Annotated in this window: 16 protein-coding genes; 8 read left to right on the forward strand and 8 right to left on the reverse strand. The window is 63.2% G+C overall.

The features are described from left to right. Positions 1–68: 68 nt before the first annotated feature. Together LG373_RS12130 and LG373_RS12135 are read left to right on the forward strand one after the other, a co-directional pair. A complete protein-coding gene (locus LG373_RS12130; protein WP_225749894.1) occupies positions 69–1,070 on the forward strand; it encodes a zinc dependent phospholipase C family protein in 1,002 nt (333 codons plus the stop codon). A gap of 6 nt (positions 1,071–1,076) precedes the next feature. Beyond that, positions 1,077–2,036: a trimeric intracellular cation channel family protein gene (locus LG373_RS12135; protein ID WP_225749895.1), complete on the forward strand. Its 960-nt coding sequence runs from the start codon at positions 1,077–1,079 to the stop codon at positions 2,034–2,036. Positions 2,037–2,108: 72 nt separating this feature from the next. On the opposite strand, the gene LG373_RS12140 is transcribed toward LG373_RS12135, so the two are convergent. Together LG373_RS12140 and LG373_RS12145 are read right to left on the reverse strand one after the other, a co-directional pair. Next, a complete protein-coding gene (locus tag LG373_RS12140; protein WP_114567349.1) occupies positions 2,109–2,738 on the reverse strand; it encodes a DUF47 domain-containing protein in 630 nt (209 codons plus the stop codon). A gap of 10 nt (positions 2,739–2,748) precedes the next feature. Further along, positions 2,749–3,801, reverse strand: a complete 1,053-nt coding sequence (locus LG373_RS12145; RefSeq protein ID WP_225749896.1) for an inorganic phosphate transporter — start codon at positions 3,799–3,801, stop codon at positions 2,749–2,751. 308 nt (positions 3,802–4,109) lie between these two features. On the opposite strand from LG373_RS12145, the gene LG373_RS12150 reads away from it, so the two are divergent. Beyond that, the gene (locus tag LG373_RS12150) at positions 4,110–5,252 is read left to right on the forward strand and encodes an MFS transporter (RefSeq protein WP_225749897.1); all 1,143 of its coding nucleotides are present in this window, start codon (positions 4,110–4,112) and stop codon (positions 5,250–5,252) included. Between the two features lie 76 nt (positions 5,253–5,328). Here LG373_RS12150 and LG373_RS12155 read toward each other — a convergent pair whose 3' ends face one another. The 6 genes from LG373_RS12155 to LG373_RS12180 form a co-directional block, all read right to left on the reverse strand. Then, positions 5,329–5,994, reverse strand: coding sequence for an MBL fold metallo-hydrolase (locus tag LG373_RS12155; protein ID WP_114567352.1), 666 nt, complete (start codon positions 5,992–5,994; stop codon positions 5,329–5,331). Positions 5,995–6,006: 12 nt separating this feature from the next. Beyond that, the gene (locus LG373_RS12160; protein ID WP_114567353.1) at positions 6,007–8,397 is read right to left on the reverse strand and encodes a bifunctional (p)ppGpp synthetase/guanosine-3',5'-bis(diphosphate) 3'-pyrophosphohydrolase; all 2,391 of its coding nucleotides are present in this window, start codon (positions 8,395–8,397) and stop codon (positions 6,007–6,009) included. Continuing rightward, on the reverse strand, positions 8,390–11,755 hold the full coding sequence (recJ, locus tag LG373_RS12165; RefSeq protein ID WP_225749898.1) for a single-stranded-DNA-specific exonuclease RecJ: 3,366 nt from the start codon (positions 11,753–11,755) through the stop codon (positions 8,390–8,392). Before recJ ends, LG373_RS12160 begins: the two co-directional genes overlap by 8 nt. A gap of 136 nt (positions 11,756–11,891) precedes the next feature. Beyond that, complete coding sequence (locus LG373_RS12170; RefSeq protein WP_225749899.1) at positions 11,892–12,383, reverse strand: hypothetical protein; 492 nt, start codon at positions 12,381–12,383, stop codon at positions 11,892–11,894. Positions 12,384–12,699: 316 nt separating this feature from the next. Continuing rightward, positions 12,700–13,878, reverse strand: coding sequence for an IS110 family transposase (locus tag LG373_RS12175; RefSeq protein WP_225749900.1), 1,179 nt, complete (start codon positions 13,876–13,878; stop codon positions 12,700–12,702). Between the two features lie 905 nt (positions 13,879–14,783). Continuing rightward, positions 14,784–16,424 (reverse strand): helix-turn-helix transcriptional regulator, encoded by a 1,641-nt coding sequence (locus LG373_RS12180; RefSeq protein WP_225749901.1) that lies wholly within the window; start codon positions 16,422–16,424, stop codon positions 14,784–14,786. A 273-nt stretch (positions 16,425–16,697) separates the two neighbouring features. On the opposite strand from LG373_RS12180, the gene LG373_RS12185 reads away from it, so the two are divergent. The 5 genes from LG373_RS12185 (at position 16,698) to LG373_RS12205 (ending at position 22,491) form a co-directional block, all read left to right on the forward strand. After that, positions 16,698–19,127: a DMSO/selenate family reductase complex A subunit gene (locus LG373_RS12185; RefSeq protein WP_216529966.1), complete on the forward strand. Its 2,430-nt coding sequence runs from the start codon at positions 16,698–16,700 to the stop codon at positions 19,125–19,127. 3 nt (positions 19,128–19,130) lie between these two features. Then, on the forward strand, positions 19,131–19,748 hold the full coding sequence (locus tag LG373_RS12190) for a DMSO/selenate family reductase complex B subunit (protein ID WP_216529967.1): 618 nt from the start codon (positions 19,131–19,133) through the stop codon (positions 19,746–19,748). 1 nt (position 19,749) lies between these two features. After that, complete coding sequence (locus tag LG373_RS12195) at positions 19,750–20,598, forward strand: DmsC/YnfH family molybdoenzyme membrane anchor subunit (RefSeq protein ID WP_216529968.1); 849 nt, start codon at positions 19,750–19,752, stop codon at positions 20,596–20,598. 138 nt (positions 20,599–20,736) lie between these two features. After that, the gene (locus LG373_RS12200; protein ID WP_216529969.1) at positions 20,737–21,639 is read left to right on the forward strand and encodes a DmsC/YnfH family molybdoenzyme membrane anchor subunit; all 903 of its coding nucleotides are present in this window, start codon (positions 20,737–20,739) and stop codon (positions 21,637–21,639) included. A 426-nt stretch (positions 21,640–22,065) separates the two neighbouring features. Further along, the gene (locus tag LG373_RS12205) at positions 22,066–22,491 is read left to right on the forward strand and encodes a molybdopterin-binding protein (RefSeq protein WP_225749902.1); all 426 of its coding nucleotides are present in this window, start codon (positions 22,066–22,068) and stop codon (positions 22,489–22,491) included. Positions 22,492–22,616 lie beyond the last annotated feature (125 nt).

Here is a 22,616-nt window from a genome sequence, read left to right on the forward strand (position 1 = left end):
CCCGCACATTGTATATGATAGCGCGTAGCGTCATCGGTAAAATCAAGGTCAGAAACGGAGTTCACGCTATGCCGGCTATCATCACGCATGACTTTTTCGGACGAGACGTGTACGACCGTCTGTTTTCCCTTATCGGCGGCTCGCGCGACGAAGCCGACGCCTTCCTTCTGGGCAACCAGGGCCCTGACCCGCTGTTCTACACCGTCATCAGCCCCGGCCTGAGGTCGCACAATCGCCTGGGCAACACCATGCACAGCGAAAAGCCCGCCGAACTGCTCAAAGCGTTCAAAGACTCGCTCTCGATCCTCAGCAGCGCCGAGCTGCCCGTGGGCCGCGCGTACGCGCTGGGCTTCCTGTGCCACTACACGCTGGATTCCACCATGCACCCGTTCGTGTTCTTCCACGAGTACCGTCTGTGCGACGCCGGCGAACCCGGTTTGTCGCGCGAAGACGGCTCCGAGGTTCACGGCGTCATCGAAAGCGAGCTCGACGAGCTGGTTCTGTTCAAGAAGCGCGGGGTTACCGTTGCCGCGTTCAATCCCTCCGAGGAAATCCTCAAAGCAAGCGACTTCGCGCTGAACGTAATCTCGAAGATGTTCGCCTACGCTGCTCTCACCGTGTACGGCGCGATCGTTCCCGCCGACCTGTTCGAGCGAGCCGTGAAGAACTTCCGCCTGGTCCAACGCGTGTTCTACTCCCCCGCCGGAGCCAAGCGCGCCGTGGCGGGACGCCTGGAACGGATTCTGCGCCCGCACTCGTTCTTCCAGTCTATGAGCCATCGCCCGATCGAGCTGACGGAAAGCCCGTTCGACAACCGGCAGCACCGCCCCTGGGAGAACCCCTTCACGGGAGAGGTGCGCACGGTCGGCTTCTGGGACCTGTACAACGAAGCACTCGAAAAAGCATACGGGAACATCTCCGCGTTCGACCGGGAAAGCTTCAACCTGGAAGATGCTCGCACCCTGACCGACAACCTGGACTTTTCGGGCGAGCCGACGGTGGCGGTGCTCGTTTCCGTCGAAGACGGCGCGAAAGACGAAGCTCCTTCCACCTCGTTTGCGGACGCGTAAGCGCCCATGCTGGAAGTAGTCCTCGCCATCCCCTTCTGGCTCGAGCTTGCCGCATCGTTGACCGGCGGGCTGTCCGGCGCCATGAGCGCCGTACGGGCGCGCTACGACATATTCGGCGTGGTGTGCATCGCCATCATCACCGGTCTTGCCGGCGGCATCATGCGCGACGTGCTGCTTCAGAACTACGGCATTTACGCATTTCAGAAACCTACGCTTATCATAGCCTGCGCCGTTGCGGGCGTGGTGGTGTTCTACTTCGGCAAGCTGGCTACGTACTTGGACCCCGTAGTGGATCTTCTGGACAACCTGTCCGTAGCCCTGTGGGCCGTCATCAGCGTGGGCAAAGCCACGTCGGCCGGGCTCGACATCGTGCCCGCTATCATCTTGGGCACCATCACCGCTGTGGGAGGCGGCATCCTGCGCGACATTTGCATGAATCGGGAGCCGGAAGCGTTTCAGGCAGGAGCCCTGTACGGCAGCGCGGCGCTGGTAGGCAGCATCGTGTACGCAGTGCTGCACCAAAACCATATCCTGGATCATTATGCGGAAATCATCTGCGTGACCATCGTTTTGGGACTTCGCTACGCGTCGCTTTTCTTCGGATGGCGCACGCAAGAGCCGCGCGATTACTCGGACGTGGTGGCAAGCGTCGTGGCTCGTCCCGTGAAGTCGGTCGCCCGCCGCGTGCGGCCGCCGAAGGGAAAGATCGAACGCGAGCGCGAGCGCAAAACGGCGTACGACAAGCTGCGTCGCCTTTGGCGAGCGCCGGGCAGCACGTCGCCGTTGCCGCCCGTAGCGAATACGACGAACGCCGACGGCGACGGGGCCGCAGCATCGACGCCGTCGCAGGCCAGCGACCCCAGCGATCGCATCATCGTCAACCGGGAAGAGCTGCGCCGCTTCATCGACAGCACCGGGGGATCGAACGACGAGGACGAGCGCGACCCCTTCGAGCCGCGCTCGTAGAAGCAAGCGCCCGCAAGCCTTGCAGGCGCGAGCTCGCCGACGAAGCCGATGCCTCGTCGGCGAGCTTGTTCGCTACACGTTTTTCAGCAGCACCGTGTTCATGGTGTCGGCAACATGCTCGCATGCGTCGCAGCAGCGCTCCATGCGGTCGAAGATCTGGGACCACACCAGCACGCGCATGGGGTTTTCGCGGTCGTGCGTATGCAGCTTGCGAATGACCTGCAGGTACAGCTGGTCGGCCTCTTCCTCGTACGTGTTGACGTCCACGATCAGCTGCTTGAACTTCTTGGACTTCTTGAAGTTGCGGAAATCCTCCATGGCCGTGTCCAGAGCCTCGCAGCTCTTCTTGATCAGACAGGCGAACTCGAGTGCGTCATGGTGCATGAAGTGCACGTCGTACATGTAAAAACGCTGGATCACGTCCTCGATGTAATCGATGATGTTGTCCAAAAACTGCGACATGTCGATGATGTCCTCGCGCTCGATAGGCGTGATGAAGTCGGTGGCAACCGTCCTGAAGATCGCATGGTTGATCTCGTCGCCCTCGTGCTCGAGCTCATGCGCGCGCTCCATGGCGCCTCTCAGGTTCTCAGCCTCCGTGAACTTCTCGATTGCTTCGATCAGCAAGTCGGCTTCCTGCATGGCCAACTTGGTCTGCTTCTCGAACGCGTCAAAGTAATCGAACTTTTCCTTCTTGGCCATAAGGGCCTCCTTACGAGAACATCAGGAACAAGTGAGCGAACACGAACCCAAGCAAACCGCAGCCCGGAAACGTAAGTACCCACGTCTTCACCATTTCGACGGCAATTCCCCACTTCACGGCACTTTTTCGCTTTGCCGCGCCCACCCCCATGATAGCCGTCGTGTTCGTATGGGTAGTAGACACCGGAAGCCCGGCGAACGTGGAGAGCATAAGACAGAAAAACGTCGCGCAACTGGCAGCGAACCCCTGGAAGGGTTCCAGCTTGACCATGTCGACCCCGACGCTTTTGATGATGCGCTCGCCGCCTACGGCGGTGCCCAATCCCATGTTGAGCGCGCAGAAGAACATCAACCAGATGGGAAGGACCATTTGATCGGCTTGGCCCACGCCGGTTGCCAACGTGATGGCAAGAACGAAGATGCTCATGAACTTCTGGCCGTCTTGCGCACCGTGCATGAACGCTACGCCCGCGCCCGAAACCACCTGAGCCCACCGAAAGCAAGCCGCACTTCGATGCCGATCTCTGTTGCGGCATACGCGGCCAATGATCTTGGAGTTCGCCCATCCCAGAAAAAAGCCCAGCAACGTGGACAAAAGAATGCCGTATACGACCTTCATCCATTCCCCGCCGTTGATGGCCCCGAAACCGCCCTGCAGCGCAATGGCGGCGCCCGTCAGCCCGGCGATGAGCGAATGACTCTGGCTGGTGGGGATGCCGAAGTACCACGCCGTTGCGCCCCAAACGATAATGGCCACCATCGCGGCCATAAGCGCAATGAGCGATTGGCGGGCATCTCCCCCGAAATCGACCATGTTGAATATGGTGTGGGCAACCGCCGACGTGAACAAGGAGATGACCAGAAGGCCCAGGAAGTTGCAGATAGCCGCCATAAGGATAGCGTGCTTCGGCTTCATGGCGCGCGTCGACACCACGGTTGCGATAGCGTTGGGAGCGTCGGTCGCGCCGTTGACGACGATCACGCCGATATTGAGCAGGGTCACCGCCACCAGCACCGGGTTGGAGGCGAGCTCGGCCACAAATGCAGCCCACTCTATGGTCACAAGTTCCCTTTCAACAAACCAGTAAAAAGGCTCAGCAACTCATCAGTTTAACGTAAATCTGACAAACCGAAAGGGTCTTAACCCGCTTTCCACGTCCTATTTCGTATCCAGAAGTAAAATAAACGTAAAAGGCATCCGGGAAAACCCGCATTATCGGCTCTGCCTTCGCTCGCACGAACGCTCCGTGATAGAGTAAGCAGTTCAATAGGGATTTCGGGCGCCGCGCACAACGCGAAGCCGAGTCCGCTTTGACGAGCGTCCGCCGGCAAACCGCTGCGGCGGCACCCCAAGGGGGAGGGGTATCGAACATGGAAAAACGCCTGCAGCTGCCTTTGCAGACAGCCGACCTGATCGCCGGATTCATGGTGTGGGTGGTCTTGTCGTCGCTGCTTCCCTCCATCAAGCAAGACATCGCGATCCCGTCCGATGCGATCGCGCTGGTGACCGCCATCCCCGTCGTGCTGGGAAGCGTCCTGCGCGTGCCGTTCGGCTACTGCGCGAACCGCTTCGGCGCGCGAACCGTGTTCCTTGCCAGCTTCGCGGCGCTGCTGGTTCCCGTTTGGCTTCTGAGCGAAGCCACCACCTACCAGGAACTGCTGGCAAGCGGCACGTTCCTGGGCATTGCGGGAGCCGTGTTCTCCGTGGGCGTCACCTCGCTGCCCAAATACTACCCGAAAGAACGACACGGGTTCGTGAACGGCGTGTACGGGTTCGGCAACATGGGAACGGCGCTGACCACCTGGCTTGCGCCGGTTGCGGCGTTGGCGCTGGGATGGCGCGGGGCCGTCAAGCTGTACCTGGTGCTGCTGGCCGTGTTCGTGATCCTGAACCTTGCGCTGGGCGATCGCAGCGAGCCTCGCGTGAAGACCCCCATCGTGCAGCAGATGAAGCAGATCGGCGCAGATGTACGCCTGTGGATCCTCTCGCTGTTCTACTTCGTGACCTTCGGGGCGTTCGTAGCGTTGACGGTGTATCTGCCGAACTTCCTCACGTCGCACTACCTTCTTGACGGCGTGAGCGCAGGAGCCGCCACCTCGATCTTCATCGTGACTGCCGCAACGGTTCGCGTCTTGGGCGGGTGGCTGGCCGATCGATTCGACTGCTACAAGCTGCTGGCCTGCGTATTCGTTGCGCTCGCAGCAGGTGCGGCCGTGCTGGCGCTGGCTCCCGGGCTGCCGGCGTACCTTGGAGGCATCTACCTGATCAGCATCGCCTGCGGCATCGGCAACGGAACGGTGTTCAAGCTGGTGCCGTTGTACTTCACCAAGCAAGCCGGGCCGGCAAACGGCATCGTCTCCATGTGGGGAGGCTTGGGCGGCTTTTTTCCGCCCCTGGTTTTGTCAGCGTCCATGGCGGCCTTCGGCACGAACGCGCCCGGCCTTGCCGCTTTCGGCCTGTTCGCGCTCGTATGTCTAGCGTTATCGCTGAAGATGAAGCAAAGCAGCAGGTAAAACGGAGCAGAAGGACGGGGCCGCCGAGGCGAGGCATGAGCCTCTTCGCTCGGCGGCCCCGTCCAGCCTTGCTTCCTTACGCGTAGAACGCGAATACGCGCTTGCGCTCGTTGCCGATCTTGGTCAAAGCCTCGTGCCCTGGCAAAACGACCGTCTCGTCGGGCAGCGCCGCCAAACGCTTCAGGGAGCGGCGCATGGCGTTCATGTCGCCACCCTGGAAATCCGTCCGGCCGATGGATCCGCAGAACAGCGTATCGCCCGAGATCAGCACCGGATCTCCCGCAGGATTCGTGCCGAACTGAGGGTCGAGGAACAAGCACATGCTGCCCTCGGTGTGCCCGGGGGTGACCAGCACCTTCCACGGCATGGAGCCGATCTTCACGATGTCTCCGTTGCTGACAACATGATCAACCGGGCACGGCTCGGTGCGCATGTCGTCACGCGGCAGCTGCTTCTTGCCCTCGATGATGGGCGCGTCGATCGCCGACGCGATGACGGTTGCGCCGGTTTTGTCGCGCAGCTCCTTCGCCGCCCCCACGTGATCGGAGTGGCGATGCGTCAAAACGATGGCATCGACCGTGCGATTGCCCACCGCCTTCAAAATCTCGTCGGCTTTGCAGGAAGGATCGACCACGATGGTGGCCTCTCCGTCCGAGATGATGTACACGTTGTTGCCCAGCATGCCAAGCGTCACGAACTCGACGGGCACGCACGTGCTCTTGACCTTCTTCACCTGAGCCATGGACGGCCTCCTTTACTTTTTCTTTCCGTTGCCCTGCTTGGGCACCATGCGGCGAGCGTCGAATACGCCCTCGATGCCGCGCAGCTTGCTCAAAATGGTATCGATATGGTTGATGTCCGAAACCTGGAACAAAAAGCGCATCTCCGCCATGCCGTCGCGATGAGCCGTGACGGAGCAGTTCAGCACGTTCGCTCCCATTTCGGACAGCACCACGGTCACGTCGCGCAGCAGGTTCATGCGATCGAGCGCGTCAAGGAACACCTCCACCTTGAACGACGTGTTCTTGGGAAGGTCGCGCTCCCACGCCACGTCGATGATGCGCTCCGGCGATTGCTTGAGGTCGGTTGCGTTCGGACAATCCGCGCGGTGCACCGACACGCCGCGCCCGCGCGTCACGAAGCCCAGAATCTCGTCGCCGGGCACCGGGTTGCAGCAGCGCGACAAGCGAACCAGCACGTCGTCGATACCCTTCACCACCACGCCGTTGCTGGTATGGGCTTCGTGCTTTTTCGGACGCTTCACCGACGTCAGCATGGGCGGCAGCTTGCCCGTGGACATATCGGACGCGCCGAAGCCGAGCGTCTCGGCCTCTTCGTTGCCCTTGTCCACCAAGATCTTGAGCAGGCGGTTCGACACATGCTGGGCGCTTTCCTTGCCCGTGCCGATGTTCACCAGCATGTCGTCGGGATCGTTGTAGCCCATGTGATCGGCAACGCTCTTGATGGCGCGCATCGACTGGGCGCTCGAAATGCCCAGGCCGTGCTTGCGCATCTCGCGCGTCAGCTTGTCGCGGCCGTTCTGCAAATCGTCCCCGCGGCTCACCCGGCTGAAGTACGACCGAATTTTGCTGCGCGCGCTCGGCGTTTTCACGATGTTGAGCCAGTCGCGCGAAGGGCTTGCGCTCTTCTGCGTGAGGATGTCCACGCGGTCGCCCAGCTGCAGCTCGTACGTTAGAGGCACGATGGCGCCGTTCACCTTCGCGCCAACGCAGTGGTTTCCCACCTCCGTATGGATGGCGTACGCGAAATCGACCGGGGTCGATCCGGCTCGCAAGCTCATGACCTCGCCCTTCGGCGTGAAGACGAACACCTCCGTAGGCGCCAGGTCAACCTTGAGGTCCTTCAGGAACTCGCGCGAGTCCTGCGACTCGTCCTGCCAGTCCACCATCTGGCGAAGCCACGCCAGCTGCTGGTCGATGGCGTCGCCGCCCTTGCCGCCCTTCTCCTTGTAGCGCCAGTGGGCAGCCACGCCGTATTCGCTCTGCCGATGCATGTCCTCGGTGCGAATCTGCACCTCAAGCGGCCGACCGGCAGGGCCGATGACCGTGGTGTGCAGGCTTTGGTACATATTGAACTTCGGCATGGCGATGTAGTCTTTGAAGCGCCCCGGCATGGGGTGCCACAGCGTGTGCACCGCGCCCAGAGCCGAATAGCAGTCCTTGACCGACTTCACGATCACGCGCACGGCGATCAGGTCGTAAATCTCGGAGAAGCCCTTGCCCTTCTTCGTCATCTTCTGGTAGATGGAGTACAGGTGCTTCGGGCGGCCCATGATCTGCGCCTGGATGTTCACCTTGCCCATCTCGTCGTGCAGGATGCCGATGATCTGGTTGAGGTAGTCCTCCCGTTCGGCACGGCTTTCCGTAACCATGCGGCTGACCTGCTTGAACTTGTTGGGTTCCAGATAATAGAACGACAGGTCCTCAAGCTCCCACTTGATGGAGTTGATGCCCAGGCGGTGGGCGATGGGCGCGTAGATCTCCAGGGTTTCGCGCGCCTTGAAGATGCGGCGGTCCTCGCGCAGCGCGCCCAGCGTGCGCATGTTGTGCAGGCGGTCGGCCAGCTTGATGACGATCACGCGGATGTCCTTGCTCATGGCCACGAACATCTTGCGAATGGTGGCCGCCTGCTTGTCGGACAAGCTCTCCACCTCGATGCGAGTGATCTTCGTCACGCCCTCGACCAGCTGCGACACCTGGTCGTTGAACTCTTCGGCCACCTGGGCGGCGGTCACGCTGGTATCCTCCACGGTATCGTGAAGCAACGCGGCGATGAGCGTTTCCACGTCCATGCGCAAATCGGCCAGGATAATGGCCACTTCCACGGGATGGGCCACGAACGGCTCGCCGCTTTTGCGGCACTGGCCTTCGTGCGCGTCGCTTGCGAAGCGGAACGCCTTGGCAAGAAGAGCCTCGTCGGCTTCGGAAAGATACGTCGAGGTCAAACGCTGAAGCTCGATGAAGCGGTCCTCGGGAGTATGCGACGCTTGAGCGTCCTTCTTCGCTTCGGGAGCGAACGATTTCTCGGCCACATGCGGACGGCCCAGCAGATTGTCCTCGACCGTCTGCCTGCCCGTCGATTTCGGGGCCTCGCCCAGCAGCTCTTCGCGATCGTTCTTAGTCATCGTCGCCCTCCTTTCCATGCAGCGCCTTGCCCGGCAAAATGGGCCGGGAAACGCGTATATGCAGGCTAGCAGAATCGCTCTTCATCGCCCAGTCGCGGAACGCGTGAAATATCTCGCGCTCCCCCAAACCTTCGCGATAGCGAACGCTGTCCGTCAGCTCCACTTTATCCTGCGTGTCCTTCACGTGAATGGATCGCGCCATCCCGTCGGCGCCGAACGCCGCATGGGTCTCGATGAGGCCCAGTTCGCGGAACACCGCCACACCGCATGCCGCGGAAGCGGGGCTCACCGGGAAGACGTCCGTGCTGGCAGCGGCGGCCAAATCGGCGTTCCCCAAGGTGAAGAACGTATCGGAACTTTCGCGCTGCAAGCTGCGCAGCTTGCGGTACACCTGCGCCAAGCAATCATGGTCGGGAGTCATGTCGCGCAAGATGCTCTCGTTGATGGAACAATCGTTGCGCCCGAACAGCAGGTGAACGCTCGCGCCCTGCCCGTCGCGCCCCGCACGGCCGCTCATCTGGTTGAACTCTATCTCGTTGAACGGCAGATGGTACAGCACCACATGGCGAATGTTAGGAATGTCCACGCCCTCGCCGAACGCGCTCGTAGCCACCAGCACGCTCAGCGCATCGGTGCGGAACAGCTCCTCGATGCGCTTGCGCTCGCTGCGCGAAAGGCCCGCGTTGTAGAAGCCGATGAGCGGCGCCACCTGCGGCACGCGCTTGCGCAAGCTGCGCGCAACGGCCACGGACTGCTCGCGCGAGTTCACGTAGATGACCGTCTTTTCGCCCGACGCCACCAGATTGGCCAGGTAGTCGTCGCGATTGCGCAGGTTGCGCCGGTCGTCCACCGCCAGGTTCGGACGATCTGCGGTGTCGAACACGCAGGAATCGATGGGCAGCTCGCGCTCGATGGCGGCGGTCACGTCGTCGTCAGCCGTGGCGGTAAGCGCCAGCACCGTAGGGGCGGGGCTTCCCAGCTTCGCGATGGCGGCGCCAATGGTGGCGTAGGCAACGCGCTGCCCGGCTTTCGCCAAGCCCACGTGATGGGCCTCGTCCACCACCACGAAGCGAACGCGACCCGTAGCGGCAAATTCGTCCGCATGCCACGCCAGGAACTCGGGCGTGGTCAGGGCGATATCGTACATGCCGTCAGCCAATCCGGCGAACGCCTGACGACGCTCTTCGGGCGTGCTCTCGCCCGTGAGCGTGACCACGCGCACACCGAACGCATCCAGCGCTTCGCGCAGATGAAACGCCTGATCGGCAATAAGCGCGCGCAAGGGATACACGAACAGGCTCACCTCGTGGTTCGCCAGCGCGCGCATGGCGGCGTGCACTTGGAAGGTCAGGGACTTGCCGCGTCCCGTCACCATGACGCCAAGAACCGAACGTCCCGCGTCCAGGTGGTCCAAGATGTCGCGCTGGGCGTCGTGCAGCCGACGGTCGCCGATGATGGCGCGCACGATATCGCGCTCCAAACCCTCGGGATCCTCGACGGCCTTGGCCTCCCAGAACGCACGGTTCTTCTCGAGCGCAGCCTCGTACGCTTCCACGTCCTCGGGACGATGCTGCACGTTGGCGCACAGCTCCGCATCGCTCGTGGCATACAGATCGGCCACGAAGCTGAGGTTTTCAGGGTTGAGGCACGCTTCCAGCGCGCCGCACGTACGCGCAGGAGCCAGCGACTGGAGCATGGCCTTCACCGATTTGCGGCCGCGCCATTCGTCGATCTGCACCTCGAACGCGGCGTTCACCACGCTGTCGGTGCGCATGAGCGTTTCGATGTCCGAGCAGTGGAACATGATGCCGGCCACCGTGGCCCGCCCGTCCGTGAGCGAGCACGAGAAGTGGTTCTTCTCGGCGCCAACCGCGCGCGCGTTCACCAGCGTCACGTCGCGCGCCAGGTACACGGGCACCGGATGCTCCTGACCGAACGGAGCAAGCTTGTCCAGCTGAGCCACGCTTTCCAACGTCAGCTCGTCCAGGCTCACGCAGGCGTCGATCTTCACAAGCGGATGGAACGCGCCCTCGGGCAGCTCGTCCATGTAGGCGCACAGGCGCCGCTCGAACTCGGGGAGCTTGTCGGCCGGCAGCGTCACGCCCACGGCGGCCTCATGCCCGCCGAAGCGCGTGAGCAGATCGGATGCGCTTTCCACGGCCTTGAACAGGTTCACCTGGCCCACGCTGCGACCGCTGCCGCGCGCCTCGTCGCCGTCGATGGTGAACAGCAGGCTGGGCACGCCGTACGTGTTGACCAGGCGGCTTGCCACAATCCCCTTCACGCCTTCGTGCCAGCTTTCGCCCGACACCACAAGCGCCCGCTGGCCCTGGTACACCTCTGCGGCGCGGGCTTTCGCGATCTCGGAAAGCTCCGCCTCGATGGCACGGCGCTGGTCGTTCACGTGCTCGAGCTCGGCCGCCAAGCGATTGGCCTCTTCGAAGTCATCGGTCATGAGCAGATCGAGCGCCAGTTGCGCGTCGCCCATGCGGCCGGCGGCGTTCAGACGCGGAATGACCGAGAAGCTTAAATTGGTGGCGCTGATGGGCTTGTCGATGGCGCCGCTGGTGGCAAGGAGCGCCGCGATGCACGGGCGGGGCGCCTTGTTCATGCGCGCGATGCCGTCTGCCACGAGCGCGCGGTTCTCGCCGCGCATGGGCATGAGGTCGGCCACCGTTCCCAGGGTGGCGAAGTCGGTGTAGTCCCGCCATAGGTGCGGCTGCCCCAGGCGACCGCCCAGCACCTGCACCAGCTTGAGAGCCACGCCCACGCCGGCAAGAATGGCGCTGGGGCAGGCAGGATCGCATTTGGGATCGGCCACGGGCACGCCTTCAGGCACCAGGTCAACCGGCTCGTGATGGTCGGTGACGGCCAGGCCGAGACCGGCCTCCACCACCATGGCCGCCTCCGCTTTGCAGGCGATGCCGCAGTCCACGGTCACGATGAAGTCCGGGCCGAACGAGCACGCGCGCAAAAACGCGGCCTCGGACAGCGCGTAGCCTTCCTCGAAACGCAGGGGAATGAACGGCGTAGCCTGCGCGCCTAAGGCGCGCAAACCGCGGGTGAGCACCGTGGTGGCCGAAATGCCGTCCAGGTCGAAATCGCCGAACACCAAGATGTGGTCGCCGCGCTTGACAGCGGCCTCCAGAGCGTCGGCCACCTCGGACAACCCGGGAATAATGTACGGGTCAAGCCAATCGCGCTCGATAGAGGGCGCAAGGAAGCGACGGACGTCTTCGGGGCGCTCGATGCCGCGCGCGACGAGCGTGGCCGCGATGAAGCGCGGCAAGGCCAATTCGCGTTGCAATAGATCCACGGAAGCGGGATCGGCCGCTTTAATGTTGAACTGGGCAGACATGATTCTGATACCTAACGTGCGAAGTTTCGAATAGTTCGCCTGCCATTGTCCCACATTCGAGAAGGCGTGTCACCGCCGAAGGCGCAGGCGGCGGCACGGCCCACGCACGGCGCGCCCCGAAAAGATCGCGGTAGCGTCAGCCTTTCGCCAGCGGAGCAACCACGAACGATACAACCAGGTAGATACCCAGGATGACGGCAAGAACAATGCCCGCGCGTCGATCAAGCTTGGCGTCCTCGCTCAAGGGCTCGCTATCTTGCTGAGATCTTTTCCGAATCGCACGATTATCGCGCCAGGTAGCAAGGCATGTCCACGCGCAGGAACCCACGATGCCCGCAATAGCCGCGAATATCGCAATGCCTACGAAGTCGAAACCTCCCAGTTCGCGCACGTACGTCGATCCCACCAGAAGCAGAAGCGCCGCCGTGCACACCAGCATGACCGCCGACATGCGCTTGCCCAACCGCTTCTGCTCAGGTGAAGCAAGCTCTTCGTCGGTAGCCATGGTGTTTCCCGCAATCGACCGCAGCCACCGCCCATGCCAGTAGTTCCAGGCCAGCGCCAAGAACAGGGCGCATATCAGCAGCACCAGGATCGTCCCTACCATGAGCTCACTCATCCGCTTCACCCCCGCTTCTTGCTTCTTCTATAAGCAAGTATATCAAAGTAAGATATGGCAACCTTGTTGCGGCGCGGAAACGGACCGATTCGCCACACGCACGACGGCGAAAACGGGAGGTCGCCCTGTCGTTGCGGGCCGCGCAACAGGCGCGTTCGCCGACGGGGGGGCCGCGGTCGCGTTCGCCGTCGGGGGGTGTTCCTATGAATCCGTCAAGTAGGTATTTGGCGGGATTTCCGCAATGACGAATCCATCTGCGGGCATGGTGACGCGCCGCCCCGGCTTCAAGGCGGAGGCGGTTGTCGGCGACCTGCGCCCGAGCTTGCTACGCGGAGTACGGCACCCCGTCGCGCATGACCGCGTAGATGACCTTCATCCTCTTTCTCGCCGTGGCCTTGAGCGCGCACTTGTACTTCATGCCCCTGGCCCGGCATTTCCTTAGATACTCCCCGTAGTAGCCCTTCGACCTGGTCAGGGAGTTGCACGAGAAGATCAGCAGGTTCTTGAGCGGCTTGTTTCCGCCGCGGTGCCCCCTGTCGTAGTTGGTGGAGGTTCCGGATTGCTGGGTGGAAGGCGCCAGCCCGCAATAGCTGGCCAGCTTGTCGTGGCTGCCGAACTCGGAGATGTCGATGGAGACCACCAGCTGCATGGCCGTCCTCGGCCCGATGCCGGGGATTGTCTGCAGGTTCTTGAAGTCGGCGTTGTCGGACAGCGATTCCGCTATCGCGTCCTCGAGCTCGGACTCGGCCTCGTTGTCTGCCACGATGCGGCCCGCGAAATGCTTGACGTAGCGCATCTCGGCGGCCACGGCCTGCTCAGACGGGCGTTCGCCGCAGATCGAGTTCCAGAGGCGGTCTCGCTGCTCGCGGGTGGCGCGGTGCTTGCGGGACGCCGCGCAGAACCTCTTGCGCCCGGCGTCGAGCATGGTCCAGGGCGCTCCCAGCTCGGCGAGCATGCCGGCGCACCACGGCTCGGTCATCTCGCATGCCGCCTCGAATGCCGGGCACGACTCGAGCAGGCGCGAGTGCAGGGCGTTGGCGCACGCAGTGCGGTCCTTCTGCACCTGCGCCACCTGGGCAGACATTATCCTGGCGCCGTCGAGCGCCGGGTCCTCGGCCGGCACCGGGCGGAGCGTCTGGGGCATGCCCAGAGCCGCGCGCGCTATGACCTGCGCGTCCCGCTCGTCGGTTTTGGCGATCCCGGGGAAGCTCTTGGCGAGCTCGTGCTCGGCGGATCCCGGCAGGTAGGCGACGGGCCTTCCCGCCGCCCTCGCGCGCTTGATTGCGAGCGCGCCGATGTTGCGGCGCTGGTCGACTACCACGAGCGTGTCTGCGGGAAGCTCGGCCAGCAGCGCGTCGAGCTCCCCCTCGGAGTTGGCGACGCGCCTGCTCAGCAGGACCTCTCCGTCGAGGTCGACCGCATACGCCCAGTGGGCGAACTTTCCGACGTCGAGCCCCAGGTAGGCGGCGTGCTTGCTCGTGAGCGTTGCGTTCTTCTCGGCCATGGTGTTACCCTTTCTACACGGCTGGCCGCACCGTTCGCCGCGTCTCGGCAACCACATTACTCGGCCGTGGCGCGCGATGCGCCCGGCAGGTTCCTATCAGCCGGAATCGCGGCGGCCGACCTCCGGTGGCAACACCCCCCGGGCCTTCGCGAGAGGCAGGGGACTAGGGCCATCCGGAGGCGGCCGGCCAGCAGCCCAGAGGGCCAAGTCAATATTAGATTAAGGACTGGCTGGGTCGCTAATCCAACCGGGGCCGCCAAGCCCCTTGAACATGGCTCGATCAGGCTGGTTTCTACTGTAATGGGGTCGCGGTCGCCGTCGGGGCCGCGAGCCGTCGCGCGGCGGTCGCGTTCGCCGTCGATCCCCTGCCGCTGTCAAAACGGACGAGTTTTGCTGGTCCTCGAATCAGGATAATGGCAGGCGACGAGCTTCTGAACTGGCATGTTATAAAACGCCCGCAGCCGAGGCACCCCGAAAGGGCTGAAAACCGCCGCAAAACTCGCTCGTTTTGACAGCGAGGGGAGCGCCACGCGCTGCGGGAGCAAGATGGGGCCGCCACGCGAACTGAAAAAGCGGGCGCAAGTCGCCGCCCCAGGCCCCCGGCACGCCGGATGCCCACGCCCGCGCCGCGCGACGCGTCCCATGCCCGTACGCCGCGCACCGCTTCCGCCCCGGCGGAGCCGGGCGCCCCGCACCAGCCCCAGACCCCCGGCACGCACTACGCCCGCACCCACGCCCGCATCCGCGCCGCGCGACGCGTCCCATGCCCGTACGCCGCGCACCGCTTCCGCCCCGGCGGAGCCGAGCGCCCCGCACCAGCCCCAGACCCCCGGCACGCACTACGCCCGCACCCACACCCGCATCCGCGCCGCGCGACGCGTCCCATGCCAGCCGCCAGCCTGCGGCTACACCTCGTCCAGAAGAGCCAACAGCTCCTGCTTCTTGTGAATGCCCAGCTTGGCGTAGATGCGCTTGCTGTGAGTGCGCATCGTGTTCTCGGATATGAACAGCATCTCGGCAATGGCGGGACCCGAATGCCCGCGCGCAACAAGCTCCATGACCTCGGCCTCTCGACTGGACAACCCGTACAACTCGCTCAGTCGCAGACACTGCTTCGACAGCCGATCCACCAAAGGCGCCGATCCCGCAACCGCAACCGCAGACGAAGCCGCGGAAGAGCCCGCCTCGCCCGACACCGCAGGATTCGCGCCCGCCGCTCGCGCGGCCCGGCCCTTCGCCGCGCTCGCCCGGCCCTCTTCGGACGCATCCGCCTCGGCCGTCGTGCGAGCGCGCACGGCGCGGCTCACGGCAATCTCCGCCGACGCCTCCTTCCGGCGAGCCTTCGGCGTGAGCATAAGAAACTCCAGGCGGTTAGTGTGCAGCTTGCCCACCCTGCGACCGACCAACGCAACCAGCAACAAAACGTACAGCGCAACCAGTCCCACAAACGAAAGCTGCTCGACGCCCAAGGTGACTTCGCTGCCGGAAGCGTAGCCCACCACGTACCCGCACATTTGCAGAAAGTACGTGATGGTGCCGTAGAACGCGAAAATGAACACCGGATTGATGCCGCTATCGCGGGATATCTGGCCGCAGTGCATCATGACCAGCACGGTGGCCAGCATGAAGCAGGCGTACGTAACCCCGCTGCCAATGATGGTGAACCACTCGCCCGCGAACGGAAGAACGATCAAGCAAGTCGCCGCCACCGGGAACAGCACCCGAAAAACGCTCATCAAGTCAACGTGGATGGTGCGTATACGCCATGCTCCGTAAAATGCCGCCACCACGGCCAGCAGCGCGAACATGGAAAAGATGTTGATGGTGCTGAGCAGGTCCTGGTGCGTAACCGCAATAAAGCGAATAGCGCCCGAGCAAAATCCCAGCGCGCCCACCGAAAGCGCCGGCAGCAAGCTCTCGCGCAAGGCGTTGCGATACACCAGCGCATGCTCGCGCGGAACGTCGTCGAACATAGGCTGCGCGTCGTCGGTGCCCTCCGCCGCGATCCACAGGCACAGCCCCGCCAACGGAACCAGCACAAGCGGAATCAAGTACGCCGTCAAAGCCGTGGGAATGAAGCACAGGAAAAAGTACAGCAGCGCCGAAAAGCCCGTGCCCTTGATGAGCGCCATGTTCCCCCGCGCGCTGTCGAGCGAAGCGAACACGCGCTGCCAGCTCATAAGGTATCCGGCCGATCCCACGCCTATGAGCGCCGCGGCAACCACGATAAGCGCGAACGCCAGCGATTCCAGGTACATAGCGCCCACCAGCATCAGCGGACCAAACGCCAGCGGAACGGAGAACGCCAAAACATGGGCCCGCCGGGCGAAGGCCGGACGCGCCCATGTGACCGCCATGCATACGCAGAACGCAGCCCAAAACGACGCTATCTGCACCGTATAAAATACAATGGTAGTAAGCGGGGTCTGGCACGGTGCGGACAGATACGGGAAGATTCCTCCCCAAATCGACGTTGCGTTTATCGACAGGAATGCAGCGTACCCGAAGCTGGGGACGTCCGGTCTGAGTGCGGTTGGCGCGCGCATGTACGGAATCCCTCCTTTGGTTGTCGTGGTGCCATTCTAACAGACGCTCTCATGCCGAAAAACGGGGTGAAACTCAGCCATTCGACAATATGGTGACAGCTTTTACCTGGGGAAACGAAAATATCACAACATTCTGGTGACAAGGTTGCAACCCCGAAACATCTATAGTTTTCGCCAGTTCGAACTGCATGGACGTGCCCTGCCGAGCGTTGACGAGGCGAAGGCAAGGCGCACGAAGCAAACGAGGAACCTACGAGTATTGGAGGGGGTTGCATGTCGAACACCACGACATCCCAGGGACTGACCCGCCGCACCTTCGTGAAGGCGACGGGCGCGCTCGGCGCGCTTGCCGCCGCAAGCGGAGCGGCATCCCAAAGCCTGTTCGCCGACGCTCCGCAAGCCTATGCCGAAGACGCGGCTGGCAACGAGGAGATCGTCTGGACGCACTGCCACGTCAACTGCGGAGGCGCGTGCCCGCTGCAGTGCCATGTGCAGGACGGTGAATTGAAGTACGTCGAATCCGACAACACGGGAGACCCCGCATTCGGCGCCGTCGAGGCGCGCGCTTGCCTGCGCGGCCGCTCCATCCGCCCGTGGCTGGGAAGCGCCGACCGGCTGAACTACCCGATGAAGCGCGTCGAGGGCACGAAGCGCGGCGAGGGCCAGTACGAGCGCATCAGCTGGGACGAGGCGCTCGACATCATCGCCAGCGAATTCACGCGCATCACGAAGCAGTACGGCAACGAGGCCGTGTTCATCCAGGAATGCTCGGGCGTCGAGCAGAACATCATGATGAACAATCCCTTCTTCCGCCTGTTCAACCTGCTGGGCGGCGAAGTCACGCGCTACGGCAGCTACTCGAGCGCGTCCATCAGCTTCGGGGCGTACCCGTACACGTACGGCAAGTCGTGGGGCAACCGCTCGCTCAAGACCATCCAGGAAGGCGAGCTTGTCGTGTTCTTCGGCTTCGCGCCGAACGACATGCGCATGGCCGGTGACGGCCCGGGTTACGACCTGAACGTGGTTCGCGAGAAGAAGAACGCGCGCGTCATCGTCATCGATCCGCGCCGCAACGAAACCTGCACGAACCAGGGCGCCGAATGGATTCCCATCGTGCCCGGCACCGACGCAGCCCTGGTAGCGGGCCTTGCCCATGTGCTCATCACCGAAAACTTGGTTGACCTGGACTTCCTGCACACGTACTGCGTGGGCTTCGACGAGGAGACCATGCCCGAAGATGCTCGCGGCAAGAACCTGTCCTACCGCGACTACATCCTGGGCACCGGCTACGACCAGGTGGAGAAGACCCCCGCGTGGGCATCCGCCATCACGAAAGTGCCGGAAGAGCGCATCGTGAAGCTGGCGCACGAGATTGCCGAATCCGACCCGTGCTACATCTGCCAGGGCCTTGGGCCCCAACGGCATACCAACGGCGACAACGCCTCGCGCGCCATCATGGTGCTGCCGCAGCTGGTGGGCCAGGTAGGCAAGCCGGGCACCACGTCGGGCGGGACCATCGGCAACGACGACATCGGCTTGAACACCCTGCCCACGGGCAAGAACCCCATCAAGGCGAAGTTCCCGAACTTCCTGTGGCCCGAAGCCATCCGCGACGGCGCGAAGCTGACCGCCGCCAACGCAGGCATCCAGAACGCCGACGGCCTGAAAGTGGGCGTCAAATTCCTGGTGAACTACGGCAACAACATGATGGCCAACCAAAACGCCGACATCAACTTCACCACCGATATCCTGCGCGACGAAACCCTGTGCGAGTTCATTCTGCAGTACGACATAGCCTGGACCGATTCGTGCAACTGGGCCGACATCGTCCTGCCCGACTTGACCCCGCAGGAAACGTACAGCCTGACGGCCGCCGGCGAGTCCAACGACGTCGAGGGCATCCGTTTCGGCCAGCCCCTCTACGGTCCGAAGTTCGAGCGCCGCGAAGTCTACGAGGTGTGCGGCGAGTTGGCGAAGCGCCTGGGCGTGTACGACGAGTATTCCGAGGGCGGCCTGACCCGCGAAGACTGGTGCCGCAAGCTCTACGACGAGCTGCGCGAAGACAAGCCCGAGCTTCCCACGTACGACGAGGGCGTGAAGATGGGCGCGTTCACGTACGACATCGAACCGTCCACCAAGGTTGACGACTTCATTTTGGATCCCGTGGCAAACCCGCTTAAAACGGCAACTGGAAAGATCCAGATCTACTCCCCCGAGCTGGCGAAGATCGCCGAGACATGGGATCTGCAGGAAGGCGACGTGATCTCGGCCATCCCCGTGTACTATCCTGGCTTCGACGGCCCCGATTCCACGACCGAAGAGTTCCCGTTCCAGATTGTGGACTTCCATCACAAGGGAACCACCCACTCGACGTACGCCGCCAACCCGACGCTGCACAAGCTGGCTCCGTTCCAGGCGTGGATCAACCCGATGGACGCCGCTTCGCGCGGCATCGCGGACAACGACAAGGTTCGCCTGGTCAGCGCACAGGGAGAAATCCGCACGACGGCCAAGGTGACGAACCGCGTCATTCCCGGAACCATCATGTACCCGCAGGGAGCCTGGCATCGCGCCGACATGCAGGGCGACCGCATCGACCACGGCGGTTGCAGCAACACGCTGACCAGCCGCCATTGCAACCCGGTGTCGAAGGGCACGGGCCAACACAGCGTAATCGGCACGATCGAGAAGGTGGAAGGGTAAGCCATGACGCAGTACGGTTTCTATTTCGACGCGACGCGCTGCACGGGTTGCAAGACCTGCGAAGCGGCCTGCCGCGACTATCACGACCTGCCGCTGGACTATTCGTACCGCCGCGTGTACGAGCTTGAAGGCGGCGGATGGACCCAGGCGGCCGACGGCACCTGGAGCACCGATTCCTACACGTACTACACGTCGTTCGCATGCAGCCATTGCGACAACCCGGCATGCACGCACGTATGCCCCACCGGCGCAATGCACAAAGACGATAAGGGCATTGTTTCCGTGGATACGCATCGCTGCATCGGCTGCGGTTACTGCGAGCTGGCCTGCCCGTACGGCAACCCGCACGTCGATCGCCAGAAGGGCCACAGCGTGAAGTGCGACGGCTGCGCGTCCCGTGTAGCCGCAGGCAAGCAGCCCATGTGCGTGGAGGCATGCTCTATGCGCGCCATCGAGTTCGGGCCGATCGACCAGCTGGAGCAAGGCGACGGCCGCGCGGCGGTAGCGCCCTTGCCCGATCCCAGCGTGACCACGCCGAACTTTTACATTAAGAACTGCGCGGCAGCGCAGCCGTGCGGCTCGACCTCGTGCGTCGTGGCCAACAAGACGGAGGTGAGGTAACATGGGTTCCGGATTCGAGCATGCCGCACTGGCGGTGTTCACCACCCTCGCTCCCATGGGCGCAGGAGCGTTCATCGTCCTGACGTACGCGTTCTTGGCAGGCAAGCCCGACCAGGCGGCCGCAAAGCGCCTCGACCGCTGGACCGCGCTGCCGCTGGCAGTACTGGCCGTGGGCTTTGCGGGTGCGTTCATGCACCTGGCCAGCCCTCTGGGAGCTTTCGGGGTATTCGCGGGCGTGGGATCCTCGCCACTTTCGAACGAGATCCTGGCGGGCGTGCTGTTCGTCGTAGCGGCTGTGATCTATTGGGCGCTTGGCCTGGCAGGAAAGCTGTCCGAGGGCGCACGTCGCGCGTTCCTGATTGCGCTGTCGGTTCTGGCCGTCGTGTTCTCGGCGTTCTGCGGCCTGGCGTACATGATGCACACCATCCCCACGTGGAACACCCCGACGTCCATTGTTCAGATGGTGGGCTTCATGGTGGCCGGCGGCACGGTGCTGGGATTCTGCACCGTGGGTCTTGCCAAGGTGGGACTGCCGAAGGGCGCCGGCACGGTAGCTCTGGCCCTCACGCTGGCCGGCGTTGTGATAGCCTCTGCGGGCTTCGGCATGCAGATCGCCGGGCTTGAAGGCATCCGCAACATCTGGGGATCGGCGGCGCAGCTGGTTCCGGCCATCGGCATGATGCTGGCAGCGTTCGCCGCGTGCGGTCTGCTGGGAGCAGTGCTGGCCTACGTCGCGTCGAAGAAGGCGTTCGCGCCGGCGCTTATGGTAGGCTCGTGCGCCATCGTGGCTGTCGGCGTGTTCGTAGCGCGCATCGGATTCTACGGACTGTTCATGGGAATTGCCCTGTAACGTCTCGTACAAAGCAGTATCCTCCCGGAATACGGGCGAGCGGTCTCCCTCCGCTCGCCCGTATTCTTTATACTGGTGGTTGCCGATGCACGTATCGGAAACCACCGCCCACGACACGCGAAAAGAGGCCCGACGCTCATGGAGACGGCGATCAACGAGATCACGCTCGTGCTGTTCACCACTATCGCACCCGCAGGCGTGATAGGCTATCTGCTTATGGCCGCAGCTATCGTACGCGCCAGCAAGAAGGACCGCGCCGACGCCATCAGCCGCCATCTGGTGGTTCCGCTTGTGCTGGCCATCTCCGGCCTCATCGCATCGGCCACGCATCTGGGCACCCCGGCGAACGCGCTGTACGTGATTACGGGCATAGGCAGGTCGCCGCTTTCGAACGAAGTGGTGGCCGCGGTGGCGTTTCTGGCACTTGGCGGCATCTACTGGATCATCTCATTTCGCAACGACCTTACCCGCGCCTTTCGCACCGCTTGGCTCGTGCCCACCATCGCGGCGGGCCTCGCGTTCGTGTGGTTCATCGGCGTGGCGTATTCGGTGCCCTCGGTTCCCACGTGGAACCTGCCCACCGCGCCGCTGACGCTGTGGCTGAACGCGCTGTCGAGCGGGCCCATCGTGGGACTGTTCGGGCTGGCGCTTGCTCGCCAGGAGCCGTCGCGGCGCGCGGCCTTCGTCGCGCTTGCGGTTACGGCCTGCGCAGCTGCGGCGAACGCGGGTGTTCTGGCTTTGGAGTGGCAAGCGCTTGAAGGCATTGTCACCACCACGACGCGCGCGACCGACCTTGTTCCCAACCTTGGCCTTTTGCTGGGCTTGTACCTGACGTTGGAAGCCGGGGCCGTTGCTTTGTGCGCCGTTGCCTCGCTGCGCAAAACGCTGCCAGCGCCCGCGTCGATCGACCCCTTCACCGTTGCCCGGCGCACCGGCACGGTGCGGCTGCTGCTCACTGCGGGCGCCGGAATGCTGGCCCTTGCCGCTTCGTTCGCCGTGCGCTTCGCGTTCTACGCCATGCACATGACCGTGGGCGTGTAGGAACCCCGAACCTGCCCGGCTTGGACCGCCCGGCCCCCTCTGCTGTCAAAACGGACGAGTTTTGCTGGTCCTCGAATCAGGATAATGACCGGCGGCAAGCCTCTGACCTGGCATGTTGCAAAACACCCGCAGCCGGGTCGCCCCGAAAGGGCCGAAAACCGCCGCAAAACTCGTCCGTTTTGACAGCGAAGGGGGACGTCACGCACCGCGTAAGCGGGATTGAGCCGTTGCCGCAAGCGCCGACCGCAGGTCGAAAGCGAGACACGGTGACCGGGCGCCCCGAATACCGCCCGCAAAAGCCGGTCAAGAATACAAATGGGAGACGATTCCGCCCGACTTCTTCACGAAATCGTCGGGTGCTGCGATACTGCGGCCATACCCAATCGGCCTCCGACATACTAGAGGCCCCAACGAAAGGAATCGCACATGAAGATTTCCGCTCGCAACCAGCTTAAAGGCACCGTTTCGGGAATAACCGAAGGAGCCGTCAACGGCGTGGTGTCCATCAACTTGGGATCCACCGTAGTCAAAGCCGACATCACCATGGAGGCCATCGCCGACCTGGGGCTTGCCGAGGGCATGAGCGCCACGGCTATCATCAAGGCCAGCAGCGTCATGTTCGCCGCCGGAACCAAGCGCATCGCAGGCATCTCCGCCCGCAATCAAATTCCGGGAACCATCGCATCCGTGAAAAAGGGCGCCGTCAACGGCCAAGTGGCGTTGAAAACCGCCGAGGGTTCCCTCATCAAGGGTTCCATCACCAACGAGGCCATTGAAGAGCTGGGGCTGGCAGAAGGCGGCGAGGCGCTTGCCATCGTGAAGTCCACCGACGTTATGGTGGGCGTGGAGTAGCCCCCATTACAGTAGAAACCAGCCTGATCGAGCCATGTTCAAGGGGCTTGGCGGCCCCGGTTGGATTAGCGACCCAGCCAGTCCTTAATCTAATATTGACTTGGCCCTCTGGGCTGCTGGCCGGC

Source organism: Paraeggerthella sp. Marseille-Q4926 (assembly GCF_916618935.1).
GTDB classification, from domain to species: Bacteria; Actinomycetota; Coriobacteriia; order Coriobacteriales; family Eggerthellaceae; genus Paraeggerthella; species Paraeggerthella hominis.

Coding starts and splice junctions, on each gene's coding strand:
- LG373_RS12130 (WP_225749894.1), top strand. CDS start 69: ATGCCGGCTATCATCACGCATGACTTTTTCGGACGAGACGTGTACGAC.
- LG373_RS12135 (WP_225749895.1), top strand. CDS start 1,077: ATGCTGGAAGTAGTCCTCGCCATCCCCTTCTGGCTCGAGCTTGCCGCA.
- LG373_RS12140 (WP_114567349.1), bottom strand. CDS start 2,738: ATGGCCAAGAAGGAAAAGTTCGATTACTTTGACGCGTTCGAGAAGCAG.
- LG373_RS12150 (WP_225749897.1), top strand. CDS start 4,110: ATGGAAAAACGCCTGCAGCTGCCTTTGCAGACAGCCGACCTGATCGCC.
- LG373_RS12155 (WP_114567352.1), bottom strand. CDS start 5,994: ATGGCTCAGGTGAAGAAGGTCAAGAGCACGTGCGTGCCCGTCGAGTTC.
- LG373_RS12160 (WP_114567353.1), bottom strand. CDS start 8,397: ATGACTAAGAACGATCGCGAAGAGCTGCTGGGCGAGGCCCCGAAATCG.
- recJ (WP_225749898.1), bottom strand. CDS start 11,755: ATGTCTGCCCAGTTCAACATTAAAGCGGCCGATCCCGCTTCCGTGGAT.
- LG373_RS12175 (WP_225749900.1), bottom strand. CDS start 13,878: ATGGCCGAGAAGAACGCAACGCTCACGAGCAAGCACGCCGCCTACCTG.
- LG373_RS12180 (WP_225749901.1), bottom strand. CDS start 16,424: ATGCGCGCGCCAACCGCACTCAGACCGGACGTCCCCAGCTTCGGGTAC.
- LG373_RS12185 (WP_216529966.1), top strand. CDS start 16,698: ATGTCGAACACCACGACATCCCAGGGACTGACCCGCCGCACCTTCGTG.
- LG373_RS12190 (WP_216529967.1), top strand. CDS start 19,131: ATGACGCAGTACGGTTTCTATTTCGACGCGACGCGCTGCACGGGTTGC.
- LG373_RS12195 (WP_216529968.1), top strand. CDS start 19,750: ATGGGTTCCGGATTCGAGCATGCCGCACTGGCGGTGTTCACCACCCTC.
- LG373_RS12200 (WP_216529969.1), top strand. CDS start 20,737: ATGGAGACGGCGATCAACGAGATCACGCTCGTGCTGTTCACCACTATC.
- LG373_RS12205 (WP_225749902.1), top strand. CDS start 22,066: ATGAAGATTTCCGCTCGCAACCAGCTTAAAGGCACCGTTTCGGGAATA.